The sequence below is a fragment of the Sphingobium naphthae genome, assembly GCF_043589935.1.
GTDB lineage: Bacteria > Pseudomonadota > Alphaproteobacteria > Sphingomonadales > Sphingomonadaceae > Sphingobium > Sphingobium naphthae_A.
This window is the reverse complement of sequence record NZ_CP171454.1, coordinates 2,968,849-2,990,774: the sequence shown is the minus strand read 5'-3', so window position 1 is coordinate 2,990,774 and position 21,926 is coordinate 2,968,849. Positions and strand designations below refer to the sequence as shown.

Here is a 21,926-nt window from a genome sequence, read left to right as displayed (position 1 = left end):
CACGTGAATGTTATGAATTGGAGCGGCCGGGTTGCCCTCATTACCGGAGCCGGCAGCGGGATTGGCCGGTCCACCGCACAGGAATTTGCGGCGCTTGGCGCGAAGGTGGCTATCCTCGACCGTGATGAGGGCGCCGGGAGCGAAACCCTGGAGGCCATTGTCAGAGCTGGCGGCGAGGCGATCTTCTTGCCGACCGACGTCACCAGCGAGGATTCGGTTGCTGCTTCGGTGGCCGAAACCGTCGGCCGGTTCGGTCGCTTGGACGCGGCTTACAACAACGCCGGAATATCGCCGGACACCGGGGCTACCGCGGACTGCTCGCGAGAGCTTTGGGATCAGATATTCGCTGTGAACGTGACCGGCGTGTGGCTTTGCATGAAGCATGAAATCGAAGCCATGCTCAAGAGCGGCGGTGGCGCGATCATGAACACGGGTTCCGTGTCATCGCTTCGCGCAGCGCCGCAACTGCCTGCCTATGTGGCAAGTAAGCATGCCTTGATCGGCCTGACCAAGGTTACGGCACTGGAATATGCCAAGCAGAACATCCGGGTGAACATCATATGTCCCGGCGTCATAGAAACACCGATGCTCGCAAAAAAGGCGGCCGAGGGCTTCTTCAGCATCGATCAATATGTCCAGTCGTCCGTGCCGATGAACAGGCCAGGCCGTCCTGACGAAATCGCATCGGCCGTCATATGGGCATGTTCCGAAGCAGCCTCTTACCTGACTGGAGCGACACTCTCAGTCGACGGCGGAATGGTTATCGCCTGAAATTCGATCAGAAATTTCAATTTAATGGAGAAGATGTGATGAGCAAGCGTCCCGAATATTTCGACAAGTACAAGACTCTCAAGTTCGATCGGTCTGACGATGGTGTTCTTGTCGTACGGTGGCATAGCAATGATGGGCCGGTGCTCTACGGCGCGGAGCATCACTCCGAATGGGCTCCGGCTTTCACCGATATCGGCGGGGATCGCGGCAACCGCGTCGTCGTATTCACCGGCACGGGCGACGTCTTTATCGACCGCCATGGCGAGTGGGGCGTGCCCATCAAGACTCCCAGCAATTTCGACGTGCCCGCTTGGGGCGAGAAGATGATGTTCCGCCGGCTGTTCGAAATCGAAGCGCCGGTGATTTGCGCCTGCAACGGCCCGGCGCTGATCCACGGCGAACTGATGGTATTGGGTGATATCAATCTCGCATCTACGACCGCCGTCTATGCCGACGAGGGTCATTTCACCGCTGGCGAGGTTCCGGGCGATGGTGTGCATATCCTGTGGCAGGAACTCCTCGGGACCAATCGTGGCAAATATTTCCTGCTGACGGGCCAGCATATCGATGCCCATGAAGCGCTGCGCCTTGGCGTGGTCAACGAGGTGCTGAACCCGGAAGATCTCATGCCGCGCGCCCTGGAGCTTGCCCACCAGATGGCGACCTATGATGATCTCACTCTCCGCTACACGCGGCAGTGTTTCGTGGACCGCTGGAAGCAGCTGTTCAACGATCAGGTCGGCGTCGGCTACGGCATGGCATTGCAGGCCCTCTCCCACATGGATCGCGGATGGATGGTCTGGGACAAGAGCAATGAGGGCCAGGAAACCTACTCCAAGCTCCAGCGCCTCTATCCCAAAGACCAGGCGGACGCGGGCGCCGGACGCAAGCGCGACGCCGCCTGACTGATGTCCGAGGCGCTTGAGAAAGGGGGTCAAGCGCCTCGGGCACTGAACCTCCAACAAGAAAATGATGCGGAAGAGGGCTGCTTCGATGAGCGATAGCCGAACAAAAGTGTTTGAAACGATACTCGTCGAAAAAGTGTCGACCGACGTCGTACGGATCGCGCTCAACCGGCCGGATAGCCGCAACGCCCAAAATGCGGCCATGCTTTATGAGCTCAACACGGCTTTCAATGAAGCTGCCCGAGACGACGCGGTCAAGGTGATCATCCTTTCCGCACAAGGAAAGCACTTCTCCTCAGGACATGATCTTCGCGTCCCGGATTTCGTCGCGGAAATGGCCCCTTGGGATCCAGTCGGAACCTGGTGCGGGTTCAGCTGCGCAGGCGCGGAAGGGCGCATGGGGATCGAGAAGGAGATGTTCCTCGGGCTCTCCGAGCGCTGGCGCAACATTCCCAAGGTCACGATCGCCCAGGTGCAGGGAAAGGCCATTTCCGGTGGACTTATGCTGATCTGGCCCTGCGATATCATCATCGCGGCCGAAGATGCGGAGTTCGCCGACAATACCGGCGAAATCGGTGTCGCAGGTGCTGAGTTTTTCAACCACCCCTGGGAGCTTGGAGTCCGCAAAGCCAAGGAGATGCTGTTTACCAGCGATTTCATCGGTGCGCATGAGGCCTATCGCCTGGGAATGGTAAACCATGTGGTCCCCAACGAGGAGCTGCAGAGCTTTACCGAGGCGATGGCGAAAAAGATCGCCAGAAAGCCATCCTTCACGCTGAAGCTGCTCAAGGAAGCCGTCAACGCCGCGCAGGATGCGCAAGGACGCGTGAATGCGATGGGCACGAGTTTCGCGCTGCATCAACTCAGCCATTCGCACAATGAGCAGGTTTTTGGGTTGCCGATCGATCCGACGGGATTGCCGGCCAGCTTGAAGGACAAAGCGGCCTGGAAGGGCAAGCCCGCATCGGAGTGAGCGGGCCACGGATTTTGGAGGATTTTTGTCGATGGCCGTTTTTCCACTGGCTGAGATACCGGCACGCGGTGCGGCTCTTCACGGGCATGATGCATGGGCGATCCGGCACGGCGATGATGTGATAAGCTGGGGGGACTTGGCCGATCGCGCAACGCGACGAGCCCATGCGCTACGCGCTGCCGGCATTAAACAGGGCGACCTCGTTACATTGGCGCTGCCGAACGGATCGGCATTTTACGAACTGATGTTCGCGCTGTGGACGATCGGGGCCACGCCGCACGTCGTTTCCTATCGACTGCCGCTCGCGGAACTTCAGGCGATCGTAGCCGTGGCCAATCCGAAGATGGTGATCGCATCCGACGCGGTCTTGCGGGATGCTTTCGGCGCCAAGCCGGCCGATTTCGGCCGGGATCACGCCGAAACCACCCCATTGGAAGCTGTTATCGCCCCTCGCTGGAAGGCCATGTCTTCCGGTGGCTCTACAGGACGCCCGAAGATCATCGTGGCCCCCGGGCCCAATACCTTCGACACCAATCGCAGGCCGCCCCTTCGGTTTCCGGATGATGGTCCTATCCTCGCCACCGGTCCGGTCTATCATAACATGCCCGTGACGACGAATATCCAGGCGTTGTCGGAAGGCCATGCCGTCGTCGGGATGACGAAATTCGATCCGGAAGAGGCGCTACGCCTGATCGACACGTTCGGCATCAAATGGACGAGTTTCGTCCCAACGATGATGATGCGGATTTCGCGGCTTCCGAAGGAAGTACGCGGCAAATATGATGTCTCGTCACTGGAGACGGTCTGGCATTGGGCTGCGCCCATGCCTCCAGAACTTAAGCAGGAATGGATCGACTGGCTTGGGCCGGAAAAGATCTGGGAACTCTACGGCGGGACGGAAGGAATCGTCACCACCATCCTGAACGGGGTTGAATGGCTAGCGCATCGCGGCTCGGTCGGACGTCCCCATCTCGACAAGATCAAGGTCGTCGATGAAGCCGGTAGAGAATTGCCGCGCGGTGAAGTGGGAGAGATTTTCGCGCTTCCGGCCGGGGGCCGGGGTTCGACATACAGTTACATCGGTGCTGACGCGCGGACGACGGAAGATGGCTTCGAGACCCTTGGCGACTTCGGCTGGATGGACGCAGACGGCTATCTCTACATCGCCGATCGTCGCACCGACATGATCGTGTCGGGAGGCGCCAACATCTTCCCGGCCGAGGTCGAGGGCGCCCTGATGGCGCACCCTGAAGTGGAAGGGGCCGTGGTCATCGGGCTGCCGGATGATGACTTCGGCGCCACCACCCACGCCATCGTTCAGCCGATTGTGGAGGCGCAGGGGCGCCTGACCGCCGACGAACTGCTTGCATTCCTGCGCGAAAGGCTGGTGGCCTACAAGCTGCCTCGAAGCTTTGAGTTCGTGACCAAGATGCTGCGCGACGACGCGGGCAAGGTTCGGCGACAGCAACTTCGCGAGGAGCGCATCGCTGCCATGCTGGAAACGAAAGCAAACCAGCGGTCCGCGGTAGGCTGAAGGCTGTCTGCCGATAATTGGAATGATCTGGCCGCGCCGGAGAGGAAGCATATGAAAGACGACTTCATAGTCGCCGATTACATCATCGTAGGCGGTGGAAGTGCTGGTGCGGTACTCGCCAACCGGCTCAGCGAAGACCGGCGGTCCAAGGTGCTTCTTCTCGAAGCAGGAGGGAGCGGCCGGTCGTTGATCGTGCAGGTGCCGGCCGGCGTGGTCCAGTTGATCGGCAACACCAAATATGACTGGGTCTATCCCCAGGATCCCGACCCCACGATCGACAACCGGGCATTCGCCTGGTCCGGCGGCAAGGCACTGGGTGGGGGTAGTTCCATCAACGGCATGGTCTATGTCCGCGGCACGCGGCGGGATTATGATCGCTGGGCGGAGGCAGGCGCCACAGGCTGGGGGTTCAAGGACGTCTTCCCCTATTTCCTCAAGTCGGAGTGCTGGTCGGGCGAGCCGAGCCAGGCCCATGGATCCCATGGGCCGATGGCCGTCGCGCCCATGCGCCCCGGATTCCATCCGCTGACGCACAGCTTCCTGAAGGCGTGCAACGAACTCGGGATCCCGACGCTTGCCGAATATCAGGACGGTCAGATGGAAGGCGTGTTTCTGACTCACGGCTCGCAACGTGACGGCTGGCGCTGCAGCACGGAAAAGGCCTATCTGCGCCCGGCGACCTCTCGGCCCAATCTTGAAATCATCGTCGATGCCGAAGTGGAGCATGTGAATTTCGATGGCGCGCGCGCGACGGGCGTCACTTTTCGGCACCATGGTGTCGAGCGCAAGGCCACGGCCCAGGCGGAGGTCATTCTCTCGGCCGGCAGCATGGCGACGCCCGCTGTGTTAATGCGCTCCGGCATCGGACCGGCCGACATCCTGCAAGAGCATGGTATCGCTGTTCGCCATGACGCGGTTCAGGTCGGCGCCAATCTTCAGGAACATCCGGGCGTTGGACAGAATAAATATGTGAACCAGCCAACGATGAACAGCCGGATGCGGCCCATAGACATTATTGGCTACATGCTTCGTTATGCCTGGAACCGCAGCGGGCCGCTCGCCGCACCGGCCGTGCCCGCGATGGGGCTGGTGAGAACCCGTGACGATCTCGATGAACCCAACGTGCAGGTCCATTTCATGCCGCTCGGCTACGACATGGACCCCAATGCCACCTCCTGGGATTCAAAGGGTCTCCCAAAGGAACAGATAATCACGCTCTACGCATCGGTCTGTCATCCCAAGAGCCGCGGTCGCGTTCTGCTAGGCGCTGATCGCCGTCCTCGTATCGTCCATCGGCTGTTTGACGACGAGCGCGATCTCGCGACGATGATCGAAGGCTGCAAGCTGATCAACCAGCTCTATCAGATGCCTTCCATGCAGCGGCTTGTAACCGCCGATCGCAATCCGAATCCAATCCCCGCCAGTAATGAGGAGTGGGCGGCGTTCATCCGGGCCAAGGTGGCGCTCGGATATCATGCCGTTGGCACCTGCCGCATGGGGAGCGATGCTCAATCGGTCGTCGATCCGCAGCTGCGAGTCCGAGGCGTTGAAGGGTTACGCGTCGCGGATGCATCCATCATGCCGACGCTGCCGAGCACCAATACCAATGCCACTGCCATCATGATCGGCGAGAAAGCGGCCGACATCATTGCGGAGAGAAAGATCGCAGCACAACGGGCGGTCGGTTAGATGGGTAGCGGCAACGGTAGCAATCCCCTGGTGCGCATCGAGAGGGGAAACGGGATCGCGGTGATAACCCTTTCCGATCCTGAAAAGGGAAATGCGCTAAGTGTCGGCATGGCCGAAGCGCTTCTCCGGAGGGTGGATGACGCGGCAAACGATAGCGCGATCCGATCTGTCTTGCTGACTGCCGAGGGGCGCTTCTTCTGCGTCGGGGGGGATGTCAGGAGCATTGGCGCCGCCGGCGAAGACGTCGGCGCGCTGCTGGATCGGATCACCGCTCCGCTGCATTCGGCGATCGAGATGCTGCTGTATATGGACAAGCCGCTGGTGGTAGCGGTCAACGGTCCCGTGGCGGGCGGAGGGCTTGGACTGGCCGCGGCCGGCGACATCGTCCTGGCGTCCGATACTGCCCACTTCTCCATGGCCTATGCGGGAATAGGGTTCTCGCCCGACGGTGCGGCGACATGGCTGTTACCGCGCCTGATTGGACTGCGCAGAACCCAGGAACTCGCCTACACTAACCGGCGTCTCACGAGCGTCGAGGCAGCAACGCTCGGTCTTGTGACGCGGTCGGTTCCGAATGCGGATCTTCGCTGCGAGGCGCGCGAGATGGCCGAACAACTTGCTCGCGGTCCTCTGGGCGCTTTTGCTGCAACACGGCGTCTTTTGCTTTCTTCGGATTGCGCGTCCCCGCACGCTCAGATGGAGCTGGAAGCGCGCAGCGTTCGCGCGCAAGCGACAGGGATGGAAGGCCTCGAAGGCGTATCGGCGTTCCTCGAAAAGCGACAACCAAAATTTCGCGTCGCTGCGATGCCTGACGAACCGGCGGATGGGCCGATAGGCAATTGATGTCGCAAGGGGAGAATGAGTGTGCAAATTGAGGGCTTGACAGCAATTGTGACCGGCGGAGCCTCGGGCCTTGGTGCCGCGACCGCCTCGATGCTTTCGGCCGAAGGTGCCAAGGTAATAATCCTTGACCGGGATCATGAGGCGGGCGACGCCCACGCCCGTGCGATCGGCGGCCGATGTGTCACCGCTGACGTCACGGACGAAGAGGCTGTCGCGAAGGCCCTCGTCCAAGCCGAATCTGCCTTTGGGATCGCCCGGATACTTGTCAATTGCGCCGGGGTCGCTCCTTCCATCAAAACCGTCGGCCGCGACGGAAACCCGCATAAACTTGGTGACTTCCGGCGGGCAATCGAGATCAACCTCGTGGGCACATTCAACATTCTCAGTCAGTTTGCCGCACGGCTGATCTCGGCGGAGCCGCTTGGTGAGGAGCGCGGCGTCATCGTCAATACCGCATCAGTGGCTGCCTACGATGGGCAGATCGGTCAGGCAGCCTATGCTGCGTCAAAGAGCGGAATTGTTGGTCTGACATTACCGGTCGCGCGTGACCTTGCACGCGAAAAGATACGGGTCATGACGATCGCTCCCGGCATCTTCATTACCCCGATGATGATGGGCTTTTCGCAGGCCGTCCAAGATAGCCTTGGACAGCAAGTTCCACATCCGAGCCGACTGGGTCGGCCTGAAGAATATGCCGATCTCGTCCGATCGATCATCGTCAACCCTATGCTGAACGGGGAGGTTATCCGCCTCGATGGCGCAATTCGTATGGGACCGCGGTAATGGTACAAAGAGCGCAAGCCGGGACAATCGGCCCCCGCGTTGACCTCGGCGGTAGGATTGCGTTCGTGACAGGTGCTGCCAGCGGGATTGGGCGTCAGACGGCAAGGGATCTCGCGGAGGCTGGGGCGATGGTTTTCGCCGCCGACAAAGCCGGTCGCGGTTGCTTGGAGACCTGCACGTCCTTTCCCGACAGGATGTCTTATCTACCTTGCGACGTCACGAAGCTATCAAGCGTCCGGACTGCACTTGATGCGGTCTGGCAGGAGCACGGCGCCCTCGACATTTTGGTCAACTGCGCCGGCGTTTATTCGATGCAGCAACTGATGGATATCACCGAGGAGGAATATGATCGCGTCCTGGCGATCAACCTGAAGGGGCTCCTCTTTGTCAGCCAGATCGCCGCACGCTATATGCTCAAAGCGGGCCGAGGCGGGGCAATCGTCAATATCGCGTCGGCGGCAGGACGGAAGCCTTCGGTCGGTTCCATGGTCTATTCGGCGAGCAAGGCTGGCGTCATCAGTTTGACGCAAGGAATGGCCCAGGAACTGGCGGCACACGAAATACGCGTGAATGCGATTGCGCCTGGGGCTGTTGAAACGCCCATGTGGGATGCGGTCAAGAGTGCCTATGGAGACGTCGAAACTGGCAATGGACCGACCATCGAGACGGCCCTTCTTGGTGCAACCCCTCTTGGACGCCTTTGCCGTCCGCAGGACTGCGCTCATGCAATTCTCTATCTATGCACGGATCAGAGCGCGTTCGTCACAGGCCAGACGCTGAACGTCGACGGCGGTATGTATTTCAACTGACGACCGGATCTTGCGTTCAAAAGGATTGGGTATGGGACAGTTGGAAGGACGCCGCGCACTCGTCACCGGTGCCGCTGACGGAATTGGCAGGGCGATCGCAGAGACATTCGCGCACGAGGGCGCTCGCGTTCTGGCCGTCGACCTGTCCGCCGACAAACTGAACACGGCCTTTGCAGGCCATGCCGCGATAACCCCGATCGTCCAGAATATCGCGTCCGAGGGCGCCGCTGATGCCTTGGTCGCGAGGTCGAGCGAACTGCTCGGCGGACTCGACATCCTCGTCAACAACGCAGGAATCCCAGGCGAACTTGCGATGCTGCACGAGACGACCGATGAAAACTGGCGCCGCGTGTTCGCGGTGAACGTCGATGCCGTCTTCCGCCTGACGCGTGCTTGTGTGCCCTTGCTGCGATCGAGCAGCTGCGGACGGATCATCACCACCGCCTCGGTTTGTGCCGAATACGGGTTGCGGCTCCAGGGCGCCTATGTCGCATCCAAACATGCTGTTTCGGGCCTGATGAAAGGCTTCGCGATTGAGCTCGGCCCGGACGGGATCACGGCGAACTGCATCAATCCGGCAAATACCGTGACCGGCATCACCCGCGACTGGTTCTCACCAGAACAGTCCAACGAAGGGCGAGCCTATCTCGACGTAGCCTCGGTGTTGGGGCGCTACAGCCACCCCGAGGACATGGCTGCAGCCGCCCTATACTTGGCGTCCGACGGCGGCGGTTATGTCACAGGCCAGTCCATTACGATCGACGGCGGGATGACATGCCGGCTGCCGTCCTTATCGCACGCCACGCGCTACCAGTCCTGAATAGCATTCGGCGGCGCTTTCTCGGGCGACGAAAGTACACCCGCCACTGCGGGCGGGGAGCCGCCGAAACCGGCCGGGTTCAAGTCGAGGGAGAGCGCCTCGCCGGCCCCAGATCATATTCGTTGCGCCAGTCGCAGCGAGGGGATGCCAATCGCCTCAACGCTTAAATTCTCCCACGCCCTCCAAGAACCACTGCATCCGCTCGTAGGCCGGTACCGGCAGCGGCGCGCCCCTTGATAAGCATTCGGTCAAGTCACCTGCGACGGGGACATTCGCTCGGAAGATGGCCGCTTGACTGCCGCGATCGCCTCGTAGGTTGCCATTTTCTGGGGTGCGTTGCTCGCTAAGAGCTTTTGAGGGTCACCGGACAAGGTGACATACACTCGGAAAACGAACTCTTAGCCACAACGCCTACTTCGTCGCGTAAGAGGCGGGGTTCGCACCGGGGCGCGCCAGGTCTTCAAGTCGAAGCCTATTTCGCCGACTCCTGAGCGAATTCCGCCGCAGAATAAAATTGCAGATGCAAAATCTGACGAGGTCAAGGGGGAGGCAAATCATGCGACATTTCCGCAATTATCTTCGTGCGTCATGTTCGGTCTTGATTACGGCTTGCTATTCGGCTCTGCCGAAGCCGCTGACGCCCAAAGCGCGCAGCAATCGGTGCCCGTCGTCAGACCTGAGGATGCCACCTCGAGCGGATCCGCTGCGGACGCTGCAGGAGGTATCCAGGACATCGTGGTCACGGCACGAAAGCGGGATGAACTTGCACAAAAAGTTCCGATCGCGATCACCGTTTCAACCGGCGCGATGCTGCGAGACCGATCCATAACAAAGTTCGCGGAGTTGCAGCAGCAAACGCCCTCGCTGCACATCACCACGTCTATTTTCGGGAGCAATTCCGTCATCCTCTCCAGCCGTGGGCTGGCGCTCACCGACGTTCGCCTCAATATCGATCCTGTCGTCGGGGTGTATCTTGATGGTGTGTATCTCCCCCGGGCCGTTGGCGTGAATGCGGACGAGCTGGTCGACATTGCCCGCGTGGAGGTGCTGGCAGGGCCACAGGGGACATTGTTCGGGAAGAACACGTCAGGTGGCGCTATCAGCATCTTTACCCAGACCCCGACCAACCTTCTCGAAGGGCAAATCCGCGCTCGCTATGGCTCCTACGGAGACCACAGCCTGTCCGCCGTGCTGAATGCGCCCTTGACCCCGACGCTTGCCGTCAGAGGCGTCGTCAGCCTGTCGGGCCGGGACGGCTATGGCCACAACCTCTATAACGGGTCGCGCACTGGCAAGCAGGATAGCCAGAACTATCGCGCGAGCGCACAGTGGACCCCGACCGATGCCTTGAAGGTGACGCTGCGGGGGGACTACACCCACAGCACATCAACTTTCGGCGCCTATAAAGGCCTTCAGTCGATCAATGCGCTAATCCCTGGGACGGCAACCACCGCCGGCGGCCCCAGCGCCACGCTTGAAGCCGCACTCGAGCGCAACAATATCCCGAGCACGGCAGCCTTCCTGGCGCTTCCCCTAGCGACGCGCAATGCTATGCTTGCCGATGCGGATACGGCGCTCCGTACTTTCTCCAGTGGCAATCCGAACGACGCTAATCAGAATGTGGATGGGCGGGAGGAAATCCGCATCTGGGGAGTGTCGGGAACGCTGGATTATAGTTTGAGCGACAACCTCAGCCTGAAGTCGATCACGGCGTATCGCTACTTTAAACGTGATGGCAGCGTCGATCTCGATGGCACACCCTATGCAATTATTGACTATCCGGTCTTGAATGCCAACGACGGACAATTTTCCGAGGAAGCGCAATTGTCGGGTGACTTTCTCGATGGCCGGCTTAAATCGATTGTAGGAGCCTATTACTCCAGCGAGAGCGGGACCGAGGTCACCTGGCAGACTGCGCTGCGTATCATTGCGGGGGCCAACCCGACCACTTTCCAGAATGCCCGGGTCAAGACCAAGAGCGTCGGACTGTACACCCAGCACACGTTCAAGATCACCAACAGACTTGGGCTGACCGGTGGCGTTCGCTGGACCCACGACAGCCGTTCGGTCGACGCGAGCAACTATAACGCGACAAATTGTCTGTCGCTTGGCGTGTCGCTGGCATCGCTCGGCGGCGTCGCCAATTGCCTCAGGCCCATGTCGGTCACATACAACAAGGTGAACTACACAGCGAGCCTGGACTATCAGATTACGCCGGCCGTCATGGTTTATGCCACGACCCGTACCGGCAATCGGGCGGGCGGTCTGCAGGAAGCGGCCGCCGGGACGACCGTTGCCGCCGCCAACGCGGCCTTTACGCCCTTTAAGCCCGAGCTCGTGACCGACTATGAGGTTGGATTGAAATCCGAGCTCTTCCAGCGGCACCTGCGCCTCAACATCGATTATTATCACGACAAGATCTCGGGAGGGCTGCGGCAGGTACCCGTGCCTGTACCAGGCAGCACGCTGACCGCCAGTTCGGTTCAGAACGCCGCCGCCATCACCGTCAACGGCGTGGAGTTCGATGCTACGGCGGTTCCGATACCGGCACTCGAATTCTCCGTGAGCGGAGCCTATACCGACGCGCATTTCTCCAATTATGTGACCCCGACGGGCACGGATCTCAGCTATCTTCCGGTCGCCTACACGCCCAAATGGCGCGTCAATGTTTCCGCCGCCTATATTGTCAACACCGGCATTGGCCGTTGGCGAACGCAGGTCGACTACTCCCATGAAGACCGGCAACTGATTGTCGAACCGGGGGCCTATTCACCGGCTCATGATATCGTGAACGCCCGCTCCACGCTCAACTGGGATCGAGCCGGGATCGAGTTTTCGATTTTCGGCAAGAACCTCACGGACCGGCGCTATTCGACGATCCCCGTCGACTTGAGCGGTTCGCTGGGCGTTGTCGCACAGGGGCAATTGTTTCCGCCCCGCACCTTTGGTGTGGAACTCGCCAAACATTTTTGATGAGTCCGATCACGTTGGCGGCGACGTCGCGCGGCCAGGTTGGCCCGGCTACTTCGGCAAGGTGCATATTCGGGCCGCGCAACCAGCGAAAGGCGTGACGTGACATGCTGCGGATAAGAGGGTATTGCGATGACAGTTCAAACCGGCGCCAACCGGTATATCGTTTTGTTTCTCCTCTCGCTTGTCTACATGCTCAATTACGTGGATCGGCAAATCATCGCGATCCTGGCGCAGCCGATCAAGCAAGACCTCAACCTCACTGACACCGAACTCGGGTTTTTGTCGGGATTCGCATTCGCGCTTGTCTATACGATCCTTGGTGTACCGATCGCGTGGTTGGCCGACCGGGGCCCGCGCGTGCGGATCGTGGCCGTCGCCTGCACGGTCTGGAGTCTTTTTACGATGCTGTGCGGCGCGGCCAGCAGCTTTACGTCGCTGGCGCTTGCCCGCGCTGGTGTGGGAATCGGCGAGTCCGGCGGGGTCCCGCCCTCACACTCCCTGATCGCCGACTATTTCCCGCCCGAAAAGCGGGGCTTCGCAATCGCCTTGCATTCACTGGGATTGCCGCTCGGCGCCACGTTGGGAATCTCCCTTGGTGGCGGTGTGGCCGCGCTCTATGGTTGGCGCACAGCATTTCTCGTTGTCGGAGCGCCGGGAATTCTGGCCGCGATCGCTCTCGCCGTTTTCGCGCGAGAACCCACGCGCGGCGCAACCGACGAGCGCATCGCGACGGACACTGCGACGCCCTCGCTACTCACATGCTTGCGCACCTTTCGATCCAGCCCTGTTCTAAGACTGTTGCTGGTCGCCGCTGCCGCTTACAGCTTCGTCTTTACTGGTTTTGCCAGTTGGGCGCCGTCGATGCTGATGCGAGCGAAGGGAATGTCACTGAGTGAGATCGCAGCCTATTACAGTCTCGTCAGCGGCGGTGCGATGGCGCTGGGGATGTTGGCGAGTGGCATTCTGACGGCCCGCTTTGGACGCAATGAGCGTGCCTATCTCCTGCTCCCGGCATGGGCTATGGTCGCTGGCCTCCCGTTTTTTGTGTTCGGCCTGCTTGCGAACGCGTGGACAACCACGCTCGCATGCCTTGCCATCCCTATGATAACCAGCTCGATGTATCTCGCACCTGCGACGGCGCTGGTGCAGAACAATGTGCCGCCCAATCAACGTAGCGCCGCAGCCGCGATCCTGCTGCTGGTGCTCAATCTCTTCGGGACGGGGCTTGGGCCATTGTTCATCGGGGCAATGAGCGAGGCGCTGACGCCGCGCTTCGGCGCGCAAGCGCTCATTTACGCGCTGCTTACCCTCGCACCTTTCTTTCCGATCGCCGCCGGCACGTTGTGGCTGGTCTCTCGCTCGATGGGTCGCACGTCACCGGTTACGATCAATCGACGGTGAATGCCGCCTCGGTCTTGGATCTCAATTCATCAAGCGTGACGCCCGGCGCCAGTTCAGCCAACCGGAAGAGCGACGATCCGCGCGCTCGGCGTTCGAAGACCGCCAGATCGGTGATGATCATGTCGACGACATCCGCGCCGGTCAATGGCAGGCTGCACGCCGTCCGGAACTTGGGATCGCCGACTTTTGAAACATGGTCCATCAGGACGATGATGCGCGCCACCCCGGCGACAAGATCCATGGCGCCTCCCATGCCTTTGACCATCTTGCCCGGTATCGTCCAATTCGCCAGATCGCCATTCTGGCCGACCTCGAGCGCGCCCAAAATCGACAGGTCGACATGGCCGCCGCGGATCATCGCGAAGCTCTCGGCAGAGTTTACGAATGATGCGCCAGGAAGGGCGGTGACCGTTTGCTTGCCGGCGTTGATCAGGTCCGCATCGACCTCAAGCTCCAACGGAAACGGTCCAACGCCCAGCATGCCATTCTCGGATTGGAACGTGACCTCAATGCCTGGGGCAAGGTAATTGGGAACAAGCGTCGGCACGCCGATGCCGAGATTGACATAGTCACCGTCCCTGAGCTCGCGCGCCGCGCGCGCGGCGATATCGTGACGTGTCCAGGCCATCAAACAGTCTCCGTCCGGATCGTGCGCTGCTCGATCGGCTTTACATAGTCCGTGCCGACCAGAATCCGGTCGACATAAATGCCTGGCGTATGGACCTGATCGGGATCGATCGCGCCCACGGGAACCAGTTCTTCCACTTCGACCAACGTGACCTTCGCGGCCGTGGCCGCGATCGGATTGAAATTGCGCGCGGTCTTGCGAAAGATGAGATTGCCCTTGGTGTCGGCCTTCCAGGCCTTCACCAGCGCGACGTCGGCAAACAAGCTTGTCTCCATGATATACCGCTCGCCACCGAACACCCGTTCCTCCTTGCCGTCCGCGACCAGCGTCCCCACGCCGGTCTTGGTGAAGAACGCCGGTATGCCGGCTCCGCCGGCCCGGATGCGCTCGGCAAGCGTGCCCTGGGGATTGAATTCCAGCTCGAGCTCGCCTGACAGATATTGCCGCGCAAACTCCCTGTTCTCCCCGACATAGGAGCTGATCATCTTCTTGATCTGGCGGGTCTGGAGGAGCAGCCCAAGGCCGAAGTCGTCCACACCGGCGTTGTTTGATATGACCGTCAATCCGCCGACCCCTGAATCGCGGACGCCTAGAATGAGCTTCTCCGGGATGCCGCAAAGGCCAAAACCTCCGGCAACGATGGTCATTCCATCTGACAAGACGCCATGAAGGGCGGCGTGAGCGTTTTCAACGATCCTAGGCAACATCCAATCCCTGCGCTGCGGGGCGACCTTTTGGCCGTCGCATGCTTGCTCCCAACCCAGTCGTCCCGATAGATACTGCCTATCCCGCACTGACTCCCATCGCAGTCCCTGCCGGGCGGGACGATGTCGACCGCCTCCCCTGTCCCCCAGTCCCCCGCCGGGGGGATAGAGCGACTATCTGCGGAAAGTTAGAACGGAGGTGGAGTTAGGACGAGGAAGGCTGCAATGACCCTGGAAACCCCCGAGCGCATTCAATCGATGTGGGAAGCGGCGAGCACACAAATGCGCGAGCGCCGACACCCAGACGATTTTCCGGCGCTTCCGGATATGCCGGCGGCTCGCTACACGAGCGAGGTCTTTTATGAGCTGGAGAAGCAACATCTCTGGTCCAAAACCTGGCTGTTCGTTGGATTGGCGCATGAGTTCGAGGTGCCGGGAAGCTATCGAACCTACACGCTCAACGATGCACCGGTCGTCGTCATGCGCGGCCGAGACAACGAACTGAGAGCGTTTCACAACGTATGCCAGCATCGCGGCTCGTTGCTTATGAAAGACGAGGCGGGTGTCTCGCGAAACATGCGCTGCCTCTACCATTGCTGGACCTACGATCTCGAAGGAAAGTTGATCTTCGTACCGGATGAGCATTATTTTTCCGGACTCAATAAGGCTGATCGGAGCCTCAAGCCGATCCGCTGCGAGCAGTTCGGGAGTCTGGTATTTGTAAACTTTGACAATGAGGCAGCGCCGCTGTTGGAGTTTCTGACAGATATACCGACGCTATGGTCGGACATCCCGCTGGACGATCTACGGTTATTCGAGCGCTTCAGCTTCGAGGTCGACTGCAACTGGAAATGTCTGCAAGATAATTTCGCTGAAAATTATCACGCGAAATATGTACATGAAAATACGATCGACAAAGTCATCGATTCGAAGACGTCGGCGTTGCAGATGATCCGGGGCGGGCACAACGCCATCGTCATCAAATCGCGCGGGACGCTGACGAGCGGCATGGGCGCTGCATTCTTCAAGTCGGATGACGATACCGCTGAACAGCAGGCGAGCAAGCTCGCGGAAATATCACGTAGTGGCCAACGCAGCTACAATGTCTTCCCCAACGCGACTTTTCCCATCGCGGAATATCTGTTTCCAATCGTGATGGTTTGGCCGATCAACCCCGGCAAATGCCGGGTAGAGGTTTCGTTCGTCAAGACGGGCAGTGGACCGGACAATGAGAAGCTGGATCAGGACACTCTGACCTTCTTCCGGAGCTTCATCGGCGAAGATCTTGATGCACTTTCGGGTATGCACAAGGCCCTCGCTCACGGCGGGATTGACTCCATCCCCCTTTGTTGGTCGGAGCAGTTCATCTACAACCACGAACAGCATATTGATGCTGTCATCGGACGCGAGAACATTCCTGCGGGGCTGGCTGTGGTGGAAGTCGATCTTCCTTATGCGCACAGATAGGTCATGAGTTAAAGAGGCGTACCAACCTCTTCTGCACTGACGCCCCCAAGATCGCTGATGGCGTGCCGCATCACGCTCCTTGTCTCGCAAGCAGACAACCGTAGCGCATGTTTGTGCACGGGTGTCGGCGCGTGGCAACGCCCATAAAGAAGCAATAGTTATGCTCCCAACTGTTAAGATGTACCCACTCCTTCCCTCTTTTCCGCACAGACAAACGGATCAAGATGGACAGCAGATACGTTCGAATCTGAACGAAGTCTGGCCTCGCACGGGATTATCGCCTCCCGTGCGGGCGAGTTTCACCGCCGAAAACCGTCGGGCAAGGAGCTGTGCCTCCAAGGGATGACATATCCCTGTCACCAAACCGCGAAACACTTGCAGCATGTCGTGTGGATCATGGTCCACCGGAAGAACGTCCCTCTAATCAGGGAATCTTGCGGGGGCGGCAGTTCGAGATAGCCCAGTATCAGAGCGGAAGAAGGGTCTCATGAGCCTTCACCGCCTCGTTGAGCAATACTCGATCGCCTGTCAAATGTGCCGGAAGGCGGCCGAGCTCTTTACACTCACCGAAGCGGCTATCCGAGAACTGGGGTTCGATCGTCTCGCATTGGTTCATGGCCTGTGGTTCAGGCGTCCCAGTCCCGCCCTCATCCGCCTCGACAATTTCGGCGAATATGCCGACCTCTTCATCGAGCGGCGCCTCTATGAAGACGATCCCGCGCTGCTCGCTTGTCACCGGACCAACACCGCCTTCCGCTGGACGGACATTCCCGGTTTGATCGAGATTGAGCCTCGACACCAAGCCGTTTTCGAAGAAGCTCATCGGCACGGCCTCATCTGCGGGCTGACGCTGCCAGTGGGTGTCACCGGCGAACCTCCCGGATGCTGCTCTTTTGCGACCAGCAAGACCGAACTCCCCTCCGTCTGGAAATGCCGTGCAGCCGCCTTCATCGGCGCCGAGGCATTCCGCGAAGCCCGCCGTCTTCACAGCCTGCCGATGCGAAAACGCAGGATCCCAAGGCTCAGCCCTCGCAAGTTGGAAGTCGTTCGCCTCGCCGCCATCGGCAAGTCGGATCGCGAGATCGCGATGATCCTCAAGCTCAAGAGTTCGACCATCGAAACATATATGGCCCAGCTCCGGCAGGCGTTCGACGTCTACAGCCGCACCCAGGTCTGCCTGACGGCAGCTCGACTCGGGCTCATCGGATTCGAGGACGCAATGTCTGGATTCTAGGGATGCCGGGCATTTCCAATCCCTGCTCCCTTCGCGCTCCCACGAAACGGGAGCAATTCCATGATCCACATCCTGCAAGGTTACTCGTTGACCGATGTCCGCCTGGCGTCGATGTTCGCAGATCGCAAGGCGCTATTCGTCGACCTGATGCGATGGTCGGTGCCAGTGGTCGACGGTGCTTACGAAATAGACCAGTTTGACGGGGCGGACGCCACGTACCTGATTGCCGTCGAGCATGGCGAACACGTCGGATCGATGCGGCTGCTGCCGGCCGATCGGCCGCACATTCTCGATAGCCTCTTTCCCGACCTGTGCGACACGGCGGTACCGGCGGGCACGCATGTCGCCGAGATCACCCGGTTGTGCCTGCCGTGCCGCCTGGGGACCGCACGGCGCCTTGAGATCCGCAACCGCCTCATCTCCGCGATGGTCGATCACGCCGCGACGGCCGGCATCGCCTCGCTGACCGGCGTCGTGTCATCCGGCTTTCTCGCGCAAATACTGCGGATGGGCTGGCACTGTGAACGGCTCGGCAAAGCCCGCAGGCACTTCGGATCCTCGCTCGCCGCGTTTCGCGTCGACCTCGACGCACACTCGTCCGAGCGCCTCGCCGAAGCTGGCATCTACACGCCCGGCGCGATCGTCGCGCCGCTGGCCCGGGCCGCGTGAGGAGGATGTCATGGCTTATGATCCCGCCCTCTGCACCGCCCGCCTGCTCGCAGACGGCTATTGCATCCTCCCCGATGCCTGTGCCCTCGACACGATCGCCGCTCTCAACCGCGATTGCGCGACGCGCTTCGCTGCGACGCCCTTTTGCCAGGGCGGCTTCTATGGGACGCGCACCAAGCGCTTCGGCGCCTTGCTGCGCCGCTCGGAGCACGCCGCGCCTCTGGTCCGCAACGCCAAAGTGCTACGCATTGTTGAGACGGTCCTTAAACCCTATTGCGAGCGGATCATTCTCAATCTCGCCCAGGCCGTCGAGCTGCACGATGGCGCGCTCGCACAGATTCCGCACCGCGATCAGGATCTCTGGCATGCCGCGCGCGACGGCCGCGAATATCAGGTCAACGTCATCTGGCCGCTCACCACTTTCACCGCCGAGAACGGCGCGACGTTGCTATGGCCGGGCAGCCATCGCACCGAAGCCAGCGCCGAGCCCATCGGCGATCCGATCGCGGCGGAGATGGAGCCGGGGTCGGCCTTGCTGTGGCTCGGCAGCACCCTCCACGGCGGCGGCGCCAATCTTACGCGACTCCCGCGCCGCGCGATAATCGTTAGTTACTGCTTGGGCTGGCTGCGCACCTTCGAGAACCAGTATCTGGTCTATCCGCCCGGTGTCGCGCGCCACTTCGATCCCGAACTGGCCGAGCTGGTCGGCTACGCCCAGCATCGGCCCAATCTCGGCAATGTCGAAGGGCAATGCCCGTCGGTCCTGCTCGGCCGCGACGGCATCGACGGCCTCGCCGCCATCGATGCCCTGCGCCCCGACCAGACCGAGGCGCTTGCCGCCTATGTGGCCGATCAGGAAGCGGCGCGGGGGGCCTGATCGGAGGATGAGCGGTACCCGGCGGGATGCGCCATGGTCGCGGACGCACCCGCCGCGGACTGGCGGTCAGCGGGCGCCTATGTCCCGCTCGCCGGGGCTGACCGCCACGGCTTCGCCTGGGAATGGCTGCGCCGCACGTTGGCCTATCGGGCCGCATGTGCGGCGCAGCCTGTCGGCATAGAAGCGCGACACCTGGCGGCCCAGTTCGGGCTGCATCGCCTCGAGCCACCCGACCTCGCCTGGCCGGTTGCACGGCCGATCTGGCGACGTGACGTTGATCCCGCCGTGCTCCAGGCCGAAATCGAGCCATCGACGGGCGATGCGACCCTCGATATTCTCTCGCTGAACACGCGCGCGTCCCGCGTGAGCGACGGACAGGACGAACACTGGCTGCTCGCCGATCATGGCCACCACGTCCGGCTCGATGTCCGCTGCGGATCGCTGGACCAGGCCGGCGCGAACCTGCGGTTCCTGATTAGCGACTTTCCCCGGTGCCGGGCGCAGCTCGCCTCTCTCGAACGGCTCGTGGCGCTGCGCGAACGGGGCCGCTGGCCAGCCCGCAATCCTCCGCCCGAACGCCGCGCCGCGCGGTGGGCTCTGATCCTGCGGGTCCATGATGCCGTAGCCAGCGGTGCATCCCATCGCGAGATCGCCGAATGCCTGTTCGATCTGGGCGGCCTGCCGCGGTGGCGCGTGTCAGCACCCTCGTGGCGCCGGCGCGTCCAGCGCTTAACCGAAGCCGCCCGCCAGTCCGCCAGGCGCGACCCTACCGCTTGGCTTTGTCCTTAGGAACATCGTTCGTGCGCTCAACCGCGGAGCCTGGGACCTGTCGCCGCTGATAGGTTTCGCCGGTGTCCGGATGAAACATCTCGTAAATCTCGACGCCAAAAGCGCGGGCCAATTGCTCGACTTTATCGGCTGATATCGACCGCTTTTCGCGTTCGACGCCGCTGATATAGGAACGATCAACTTCGGAGATGCCCGCCAGATCGACCTGCGTGTAGCCAAGAGCGTTCCGCATCATACGGATATTTTTGGCAATGATGGCTCGAGCAACTCCCATGATGGAACGCAGCCACCACAGAAAGCCCCAAACTCAAGTAGACTATCGTCCACAAAAATGGCGCCCGCACGCTGGGCCCGAATATGCGCATGCCGATTTTCGGGCCTCTGCAAGCACCGTCTCTGCGCCGATCACCACCGCTCCACACCGACCGGGCGCCGACGCGTCCAAGGAGGCGCGATGGATGACGATATTTCGAGCGCAGGGCGGCCCCGTCCGTTCCTGAACACGCGTCAAGCCGGTCACTATCTCGGCCTCACGCCCCGCCATCTCGAACGGCTGCGCGCGCAAGGCCGCGGCCCGACCTTCCGGCGCCACTGCCGCTACGTCGTCTATCATATCGACGACCTCGACGCGTGGAGCCGGGCCAACAGCAGCGAGGAAAAGAGCGATGAGCGATCATGAAAGACGGGCGCTCCTGCGCCTCGGCGATGCCCTGCGTCTCAATCGGGACCACCGGCTGCGGCTGCGCCGCCGCGCGATCGCCGTCGCGGCGCTGGTGGGATCGCTCGGCCTGACCTTGGCTGGACCGGTCCGGCCGCTGCTGCTTTGGAACGCGACGCCGAGCACACCGGTGGGTCTCTATGGCGTCTCCGCGCCGCACGACATGGCCGTGGGCGACGTGGCGATCGCACGGCTGCCGCCGGCCTGGCGAGCGCTTGCCGATGCGCGCCGCTATGTGCCCGCCGCGGTTCCCGTGGTGAAGCGCGTCGCGGCGGTGCCGGGCGATACCGTCTGCGCCCGCGGCAACGCCATCTTCATCGACGGTCGGTGGCGCGCCGAGCGCCGCATGGCGGACAGCCACGACCGGCTGATGCCCTGGTGGCAGGGCTGCACGACCCTGCGCGATGGCGCTCTCTTCCTCCTCAACGATAATCCCGCTTCGTTCGACGGTCGCTATCTCGGGCCGACACGGCGCAGTGATGTCATCGGCCGGGCGCAGCTCCTATGGGCGCGCTGAGATGCCTGCTCGTGGCGGTCGCGCTCGCCGCAGCGGTCCCGGCGCACGCCGATCCGGTCGATCGCTGGCGTCCGCTGATCGCCGAAGCCGCCGCACGGTTCGGGGTGCCCGAACTCTGGATCGAACGCGTCATGCGCGCCGAAAGCCGCGGACTCACGACGCTCGCCGGCCGGCCGATCACCAGCCGGGCCGGCGCGATGGGCCTGATGCAGATCATGCCGGCGACCTGGGCGGAGATGCGCGGCCGTCTCGGACTCGGAACGAACCCGCACGATCCGCGCGACAATATCCTGGCCGGCACCCTCTATCTGCGGCTGATGTACGATCGCTTCGGCTACCCCGGTCTGTTCGGCGCCTATAATGCGGGGCCCGGGCGCTATGGCTCCTATGCCGCGGGCAACAGAAGCCTCCCAGCCGAAACCGGGGCCTATCTCGCTACACTCACAGGAGACACAGTTCCGCCCACGGAGCACCCTGTCGCCTCGCCGCCTCTCGTGCCAATGACCGTTCTGTTCGCGGTGCGACGTGACGATGCTGCCAGATCCGCAGCATCGTCCATCCCCGCTCTGTTCGTGCTCGTGCGCGGCCACGGCGATAGCGACGACAACGCGAAAACCGCGGCGACCGCCCGCCCGTAAGGGGCTTGATCGGGCTAATGCCGAGCGCCACGAGCACTATCATGGCGCCTCGCGCCTGGCGGCGCGACCGCGCTCTACTGCGCTAGGCTCGCTGGCGCTCGCCAAGCTCCGCCGGGCCGCGATTCCGCGTCCCGGCCTCCGGTGACGATCGGCTGGCGCCCGGCCGAAGCTGGCTTCGACCGGC

At 61.5% G+C, this 21,926-nt stretch carries 22 protein-coding genes; 19 read left to right on the top strand and 3 right to left on the bottom strand.

The features are described 5' to 3' along the window. Positions 1-12 precede the first annotated feature (12 nt). The 11 genes from ACGGKE_RS14875 to ACGGKE_RS14825 all read left to right on the top strand — a co-directional run bounded on the left by ACGGKE_RS14875 (position 13) and on the right by ACGGKE_RS14825 (position 13,501). The gene (locus ACGGKE_RS14875) at positions 13-771 is read left to right on the top strand and encodes a glucose 1-dehydrogenase (RefSeq protein ID WP_394442059.1); all 759 of its coding nucleotides are present in this window, start codon (positions 13-15) and stop codon (positions 769-771) included. Continuing rightward, a complete protein-coding gene (locus ACGGKE_RS14870) occupies positions 702-1,676 on the top strand; it encodes an enoyl-CoA hydratase/isomerase family protein (protein ID WP_394439015.1) in 975 nt (324 codons plus the stop codon). The genes ACGGKE_RS14875 and ACGGKE_RS14870 overlap by 70 nt, the downstream gene beginning before the upstream one ends. Positions 1,677-1,764: 88 nt before the next feature. Beyond that, complete coding sequence (locus ACGGKE_RS14865) at positions 1,765-2,649, top strand: enoyl-CoA hydratase (RefSeq protein WP_394439014.1); 885 nt, start codon at positions 1,765-1,767, stop codon at positions 2,647-2,649. A gap of 31 nt (positions 2,650-2,680) precedes the next feature. Then, positions 2,681-4,183 carry an AMP-binding protein gene (locus tag ACGGKE_RS14860; RefSeq protein WP_394439013.1) on the top strand — a complete coding sequence of 501 codons (1,503 nt, stop codon included), beginning with the start codon at positions 2,681-2,683 and terminating at the stop codon, positions 4,181-4,183. Between the two features lie 51 nt (positions 4,184-4,234). After that, a complete protein-coding gene (locus ACGGKE_RS14855; RefSeq protein WP_394439012.1) occupies positions 4,235-5,872 on the top strand; it encodes a GMC family oxidoreductase in 1,638 nt (545 codons plus the stop codon). Then, positions 5,873-6,715, top strand: a complete 843-nt coding sequence (locus ACGGKE_RS14850; protein WP_394439010.1) for an enoyl-CoA hydratase/isomerase family protein — start codon at positions 5,873-5,875, stop codon at positions 6,713-6,715. A 21-nt stretch (positions 6,716-6,736) separates the two neighbouring features. Next, positions 6,737-7,498 carry an SDR family NAD(P)-dependent oxidoreductase gene (locus ACGGKE_RS14845; protein ID WP_394442056.1) on the top strand — a complete coding sequence of 254 codons (762 nt, stop codon included), beginning with the start codon at positions 6,737-6,739 and terminating at the stop codon, positions 7,496-7,498. Continuing rightward, the gene (locus tag ACGGKE_RS14840) at positions 7,498-8,307 is read left to right on the top strand and encodes an SDR family NAD(P)-dependent oxidoreductase (RefSeq protein ID WP_394439009.1); all 810 of its coding nucleotides are present in this window, start codon (positions 7,498-7,500) and stop codon (positions 8,305-8,307) included. The genes ACGGKE_RS14845 and ACGGKE_RS14840 overlap by 1 nt, the downstream gene beginning before the upstream one ends. Positions 8,308-8,338: 31 nt before the next feature. Continuing rightward, entirely contained in the window at positions 8,339-9,127 is a 789-nt protein-coding gene (locus ACGGKE_RS14835; protein ID WP_394439008.1) for an SDR family NAD(P)-dependent oxidoreductase, read from the top strand. Positions 9,128-9,715: 588 nt separating this feature from the next. After that, a complete protein-coding gene (locus ACGGKE_RS14830) occupies positions 9,716-12,100 on the top strand; it encodes a TonB-dependent receptor (protein WP_394439006.1) in 2,385 nt (794 codons plus the stop codon). Positions 12,101-12,229: 129 nt separating this feature from the next. Next, complete coding sequence (locus ACGGKE_RS14825; protein WP_394439005.1) at positions 12,230-13,501, top strand: spinster family MFS transporter; 1,272 nt, start codon at positions 12,230-12,232, stop codon at positions 13,499-13,501. On the opposite strand, the gene ACGGKE_RS14820 is transcribed toward ACGGKE_RS14825, so the two are convergent. Next, positions 13,488-14,129 (bottom strand): 3-oxoacid CoA-transferase subunit B, encoded by a 642-nt coding sequence (locus ACGGKE_RS14820; protein WP_394439004.1) that lies wholly within the window; start codon positions 14,127-14,129, stop codon positions 13,488-13,490. The two genes, ACGGKE_RS14825 and ACGGKE_RS14820, sit on opposite strands and share 14 nt — an antisense overlap. Next, positions 14,129-14,836, bottom strand: coding sequence for a CoA transferase subunit A (locus tag ACGGKE_RS14815; protein WP_394439003.1), 708 nt, complete (start codon positions 14,834-14,836; stop codon positions 14,129-14,131). Before ACGGKE_RS14815 ends, ACGGKE_RS14820 begins: the two co-directional genes overlap by 1 nt. 222 nt (positions 14,837-15,058) lie before the next feature. Between ACGGKE_RS14815 and ACGGKE_RS14810 the strand changes: the two genes are divergently transcribed. The 5 genes from ACGGKE_RS14810 to ACGGKE_RS14790 all read left to right on the top strand — a co-directional run bounded on the left by ACGGKE_RS14810 (position 15,059) and on the right by ACGGKE_RS14790 (position 19,869). Beyond that, entirely contained in the window at positions 15,059-16,300 is a 1,242-nt protein-coding gene (locus tag ACGGKE_RS14810) for an aromatic ring-hydroxylating dioxygenase subunit alpha (protein WP_394439002.1), read from the top strand. Positions 16,301-16,787: 487 nt separating this feature from the next. Continuing rightward, the gene (locus ACGGKE_RS14805) at positions 16,788-17,534 is read left to right on the top strand and encodes an autoinducer binding domain-containing protein (RefSeq protein ID WP_394439001.1); all 747 of its coding nucleotides are present in this window, start codon (positions 16,788-16,790) and stop codon (positions 17,532-17,534) included. Between the two features lie 60 nt (positions 17,535-17,594). Then, positions 17,595-18,203, top strand: coding sequence for an acyl-homoserine-lactone synthase (locus tag ACGGKE_RS14800; RefSeq protein ID WP_394439000.1), 609 nt, complete (start codon positions 17,595-17,597; stop codon positions 18,201-18,203). A gap of 10 nt (positions 18,204-18,213) precedes the next feature. Then, positions 18,214-19,080 (top strand): phytanoyl-CoA dioxygenase family protein, encoded by an 867-nt coding sequence (locus ACGGKE_RS14795; RefSeq protein ID WP_394438999.1) that lies wholly within the window; start codon positions 18,214-18,216, stop codon positions 19,078-19,080. A 33-nt stretch (positions 19,081-19,113) separates the two neighbouring features. Continuing rightward, on the top strand, positions 19,114-19,869 hold the full coding sequence (locus ACGGKE_RS14790) for a DNA -binding domain-containing protein (RefSeq protein WP_394438998.1): 756 nt from the start codon (positions 19,114-19,116) through the stop codon (positions 19,867-19,869). Here ACGGKE_RS14790 and ACGGKE_RS14785 read toward each other — a convergent pair. Then, positions 19,847-20,104, bottom strand: coding sequence for a helix-turn-helix transcriptional regulator (locus ACGGKE_RS14785; protein WP_394438997.1), 258 nt, complete (start codon positions 20,102-20,104; stop codon positions 19,847-19,849). The genes ACGGKE_RS14790 and ACGGKE_RS14785 overlap by 23 nt on opposite strands. Before the next feature lie 219 nt (positions 20,105-20,323). Between ACGGKE_RS14785 and ACGGKE_RS14780 the strand changes: the two genes are divergently transcribed. The 3 genes from ACGGKE_RS14780 to ACGGKE_RS14770 are packed head-to-tail and all read left to right on the top strand — an operon-like array spanning position 20,324 to position 21,742. Continuing rightward, positions 20,324-20,548, top strand: a complete 225-nt coding sequence (locus ACGGKE_RS14780; RefSeq protein WP_394438996.1) for a helix-turn-helix domain-containing protein — start codon at positions 20,324-20,326, stop codon at positions 20,546-20,548. Then, entirely contained in the window at positions 20,535-21,104 is a 570-nt protein-coding gene (locus tag ACGGKE_RS14775) for a S26 family signal peptidase (RefSeq protein WP_394438995.1), read from the top strand. Before ACGGKE_RS14780 ends, ACGGKE_RS14775 begins: the two co-directional genes overlap by 14 nt. Next, positions 21,092-21,742 (top strand): lytic transglycosylase domain-containing protein, encoded by a 651-nt coding sequence (locus tag ACGGKE_RS14770; protein ID WP_394438994.1) that lies wholly within the window; start codon positions 21,092-21,094, stop codon positions 21,740-21,742. The genes ACGGKE_RS14775 and ACGGKE_RS14770 overlap by 13 nt, the downstream gene beginning before the upstream one ends. Positions 21,743-21,926: the final 184 nt, after the last annotated feature.

Excerpts from the sequence above, each read along its gene's own strand:
- ACGGKE_RS14875 (WP_394442059.1), top strand. The coding sequence starts at position 13 with ATGAATTGGAGCGGCCGGGTTGCCCTCATTACCGGAGCCGGCAGCGGG.
- ACGGKE_RS14870 (WP_394439015.1), top strand. The coding sequence starts at position 702 with ATGTTCCGAAGCAGCCTCTTACCTGACTGGAGCGACACTCTCAGTCGA.
- ACGGKE_RS14865 (WP_394439014.1), top strand. The coding sequence starts at position 1,765 with ATGAGCGATAGCCGAACAAAAGTGTTTGAAACGATACTCGTCGAAAAA.
- ACGGKE_RS14860 (WP_394439013.1), top strand. The coding sequence starts at position 2,681 with ATGGCCGTTTTTCCACTGGCTGAGATACCGGCACGCGGTGCGGCTCTT.
- ACGGKE_RS14855 (WP_394439012.1), top strand. The coding sequence starts at position 4,235 with ATGAAAGACGACTTCATAGTCGCCGATTACATCATCGTAGGCGGTGGA.
- ACGGKE_RS14850 (WP_394439010.1), top strand. The coding sequence starts at position 5,873 with ATGGGTAGCGGCAACGGTAGCAATCCCCTGGTGCGCATCGAGAGGGGA.
- ACGGKE_RS14840 (WP_394439009.1), top strand. The coding sequence starts at position 7,498 with ATGGTACAAAGAGCGCAAGCCGGGACAATCGGCCCCCGCGTTGACCTC.
- ACGGKE_RS14835 (WP_394439008.1), top strand. The coding sequence starts at position 8,339 with ATGGGACAGTTGGAAGGACGCCGCGCACTCGTCACCGGTGCCGCTGAC.
- ACGGKE_RS14830 (WP_394439006.1), top strand. The coding sequence starts at position 9,716 with ATGTTCGGTCTTGATTACGGCTTGCTATTCGGCTCTGCCGAAGCCGCT.
- ACGGKE_RS14825 (WP_394439005.1), top strand. The coding sequence starts at position 12,230 with ATGACAGTTCAAACCGGCGCCAACCGGTATATCGTTTTGTTTCTCCTC.
- ACGGKE_RS14820 (WP_394439004.1), bottom strand. The coding sequence starts at position 14,129 with ATGGCCTGGACACGTCACGATATCGCCGCGCGCGCGGCGCGCGAGCTC.
- ACGGKE_RS14815 (WP_394439003.1), bottom strand. The coding sequence starts at position 14,836 with ATGTTGCCTAGGATCGTTGAAAACGCTCACGCCGCCCTTCATGGCGTC.
- ACGGKE_RS14810 (WP_394439002.1), top strand. The coding sequence starts at position 15,059 with ATGACCCTGGAAACCCCCGAGCGCATTCAATCGATGTGGGAAGCGGCG.
- ACGGKE_RS14805 (WP_394439001.1), top strand. The coding sequence starts at position 16,788 with ATGAGCCTTCACCGCCTCGTTGAGCAATACTCGATCGCCTGTCAAATG.
- ACGGKE_RS14800 (WP_394439000.1), top strand. The coding sequence starts at position 17,595 with ATGATCCACATCCTGCAAGGTTACTCGTTGACCGATGTCCGCCTGGCG.
- ACGGKE_RS14795 (WP_394438999.1), top strand. The coding sequence starts at position 18,214 with ATGGCTTATGATCCCGCCCTCTGCACCGCCCGCCTGCTCGCAGACGGC.
- ACGGKE_RS14790 (WP_394438998.1), top strand. The coding sequence starts at position 19,114 with ATGGTCGCGGACGCACCCGCCGCGGACTGGCGGTCAGCGGGCGCCTAT.
- ACGGKE_RS14785 (WP_394438997.1), bottom strand. The coding sequence starts at position 20,104 with ATGATGCGGAACGCTCTTGGCTACACGCAGGTCGATCTGGCGGGCATC.
- ACGGKE_RS14780 (WP_394438996.1), top strand. The coding sequence starts at position 20,324 with ATGGATGACGATATTTCGAGCGCAGGGCGGCCCCGTCCGTTCCTGAAC.
- ACGGKE_RS14775 (WP_394438995.1), top strand. The coding sequence starts at position 20,535 with ATGAGCGATCATGAAAGACGGGCGCTCCTGCGCCTCGGCGATGCCCTG.
- ACGGKE_RS14770 (WP_394438994.1), top strand. The coding sequence starts at position 21,092 with ATGGGCGCGCTGAGATGCCTGCTCGTGGCGGTCGCGCTCGCCGCAGCG.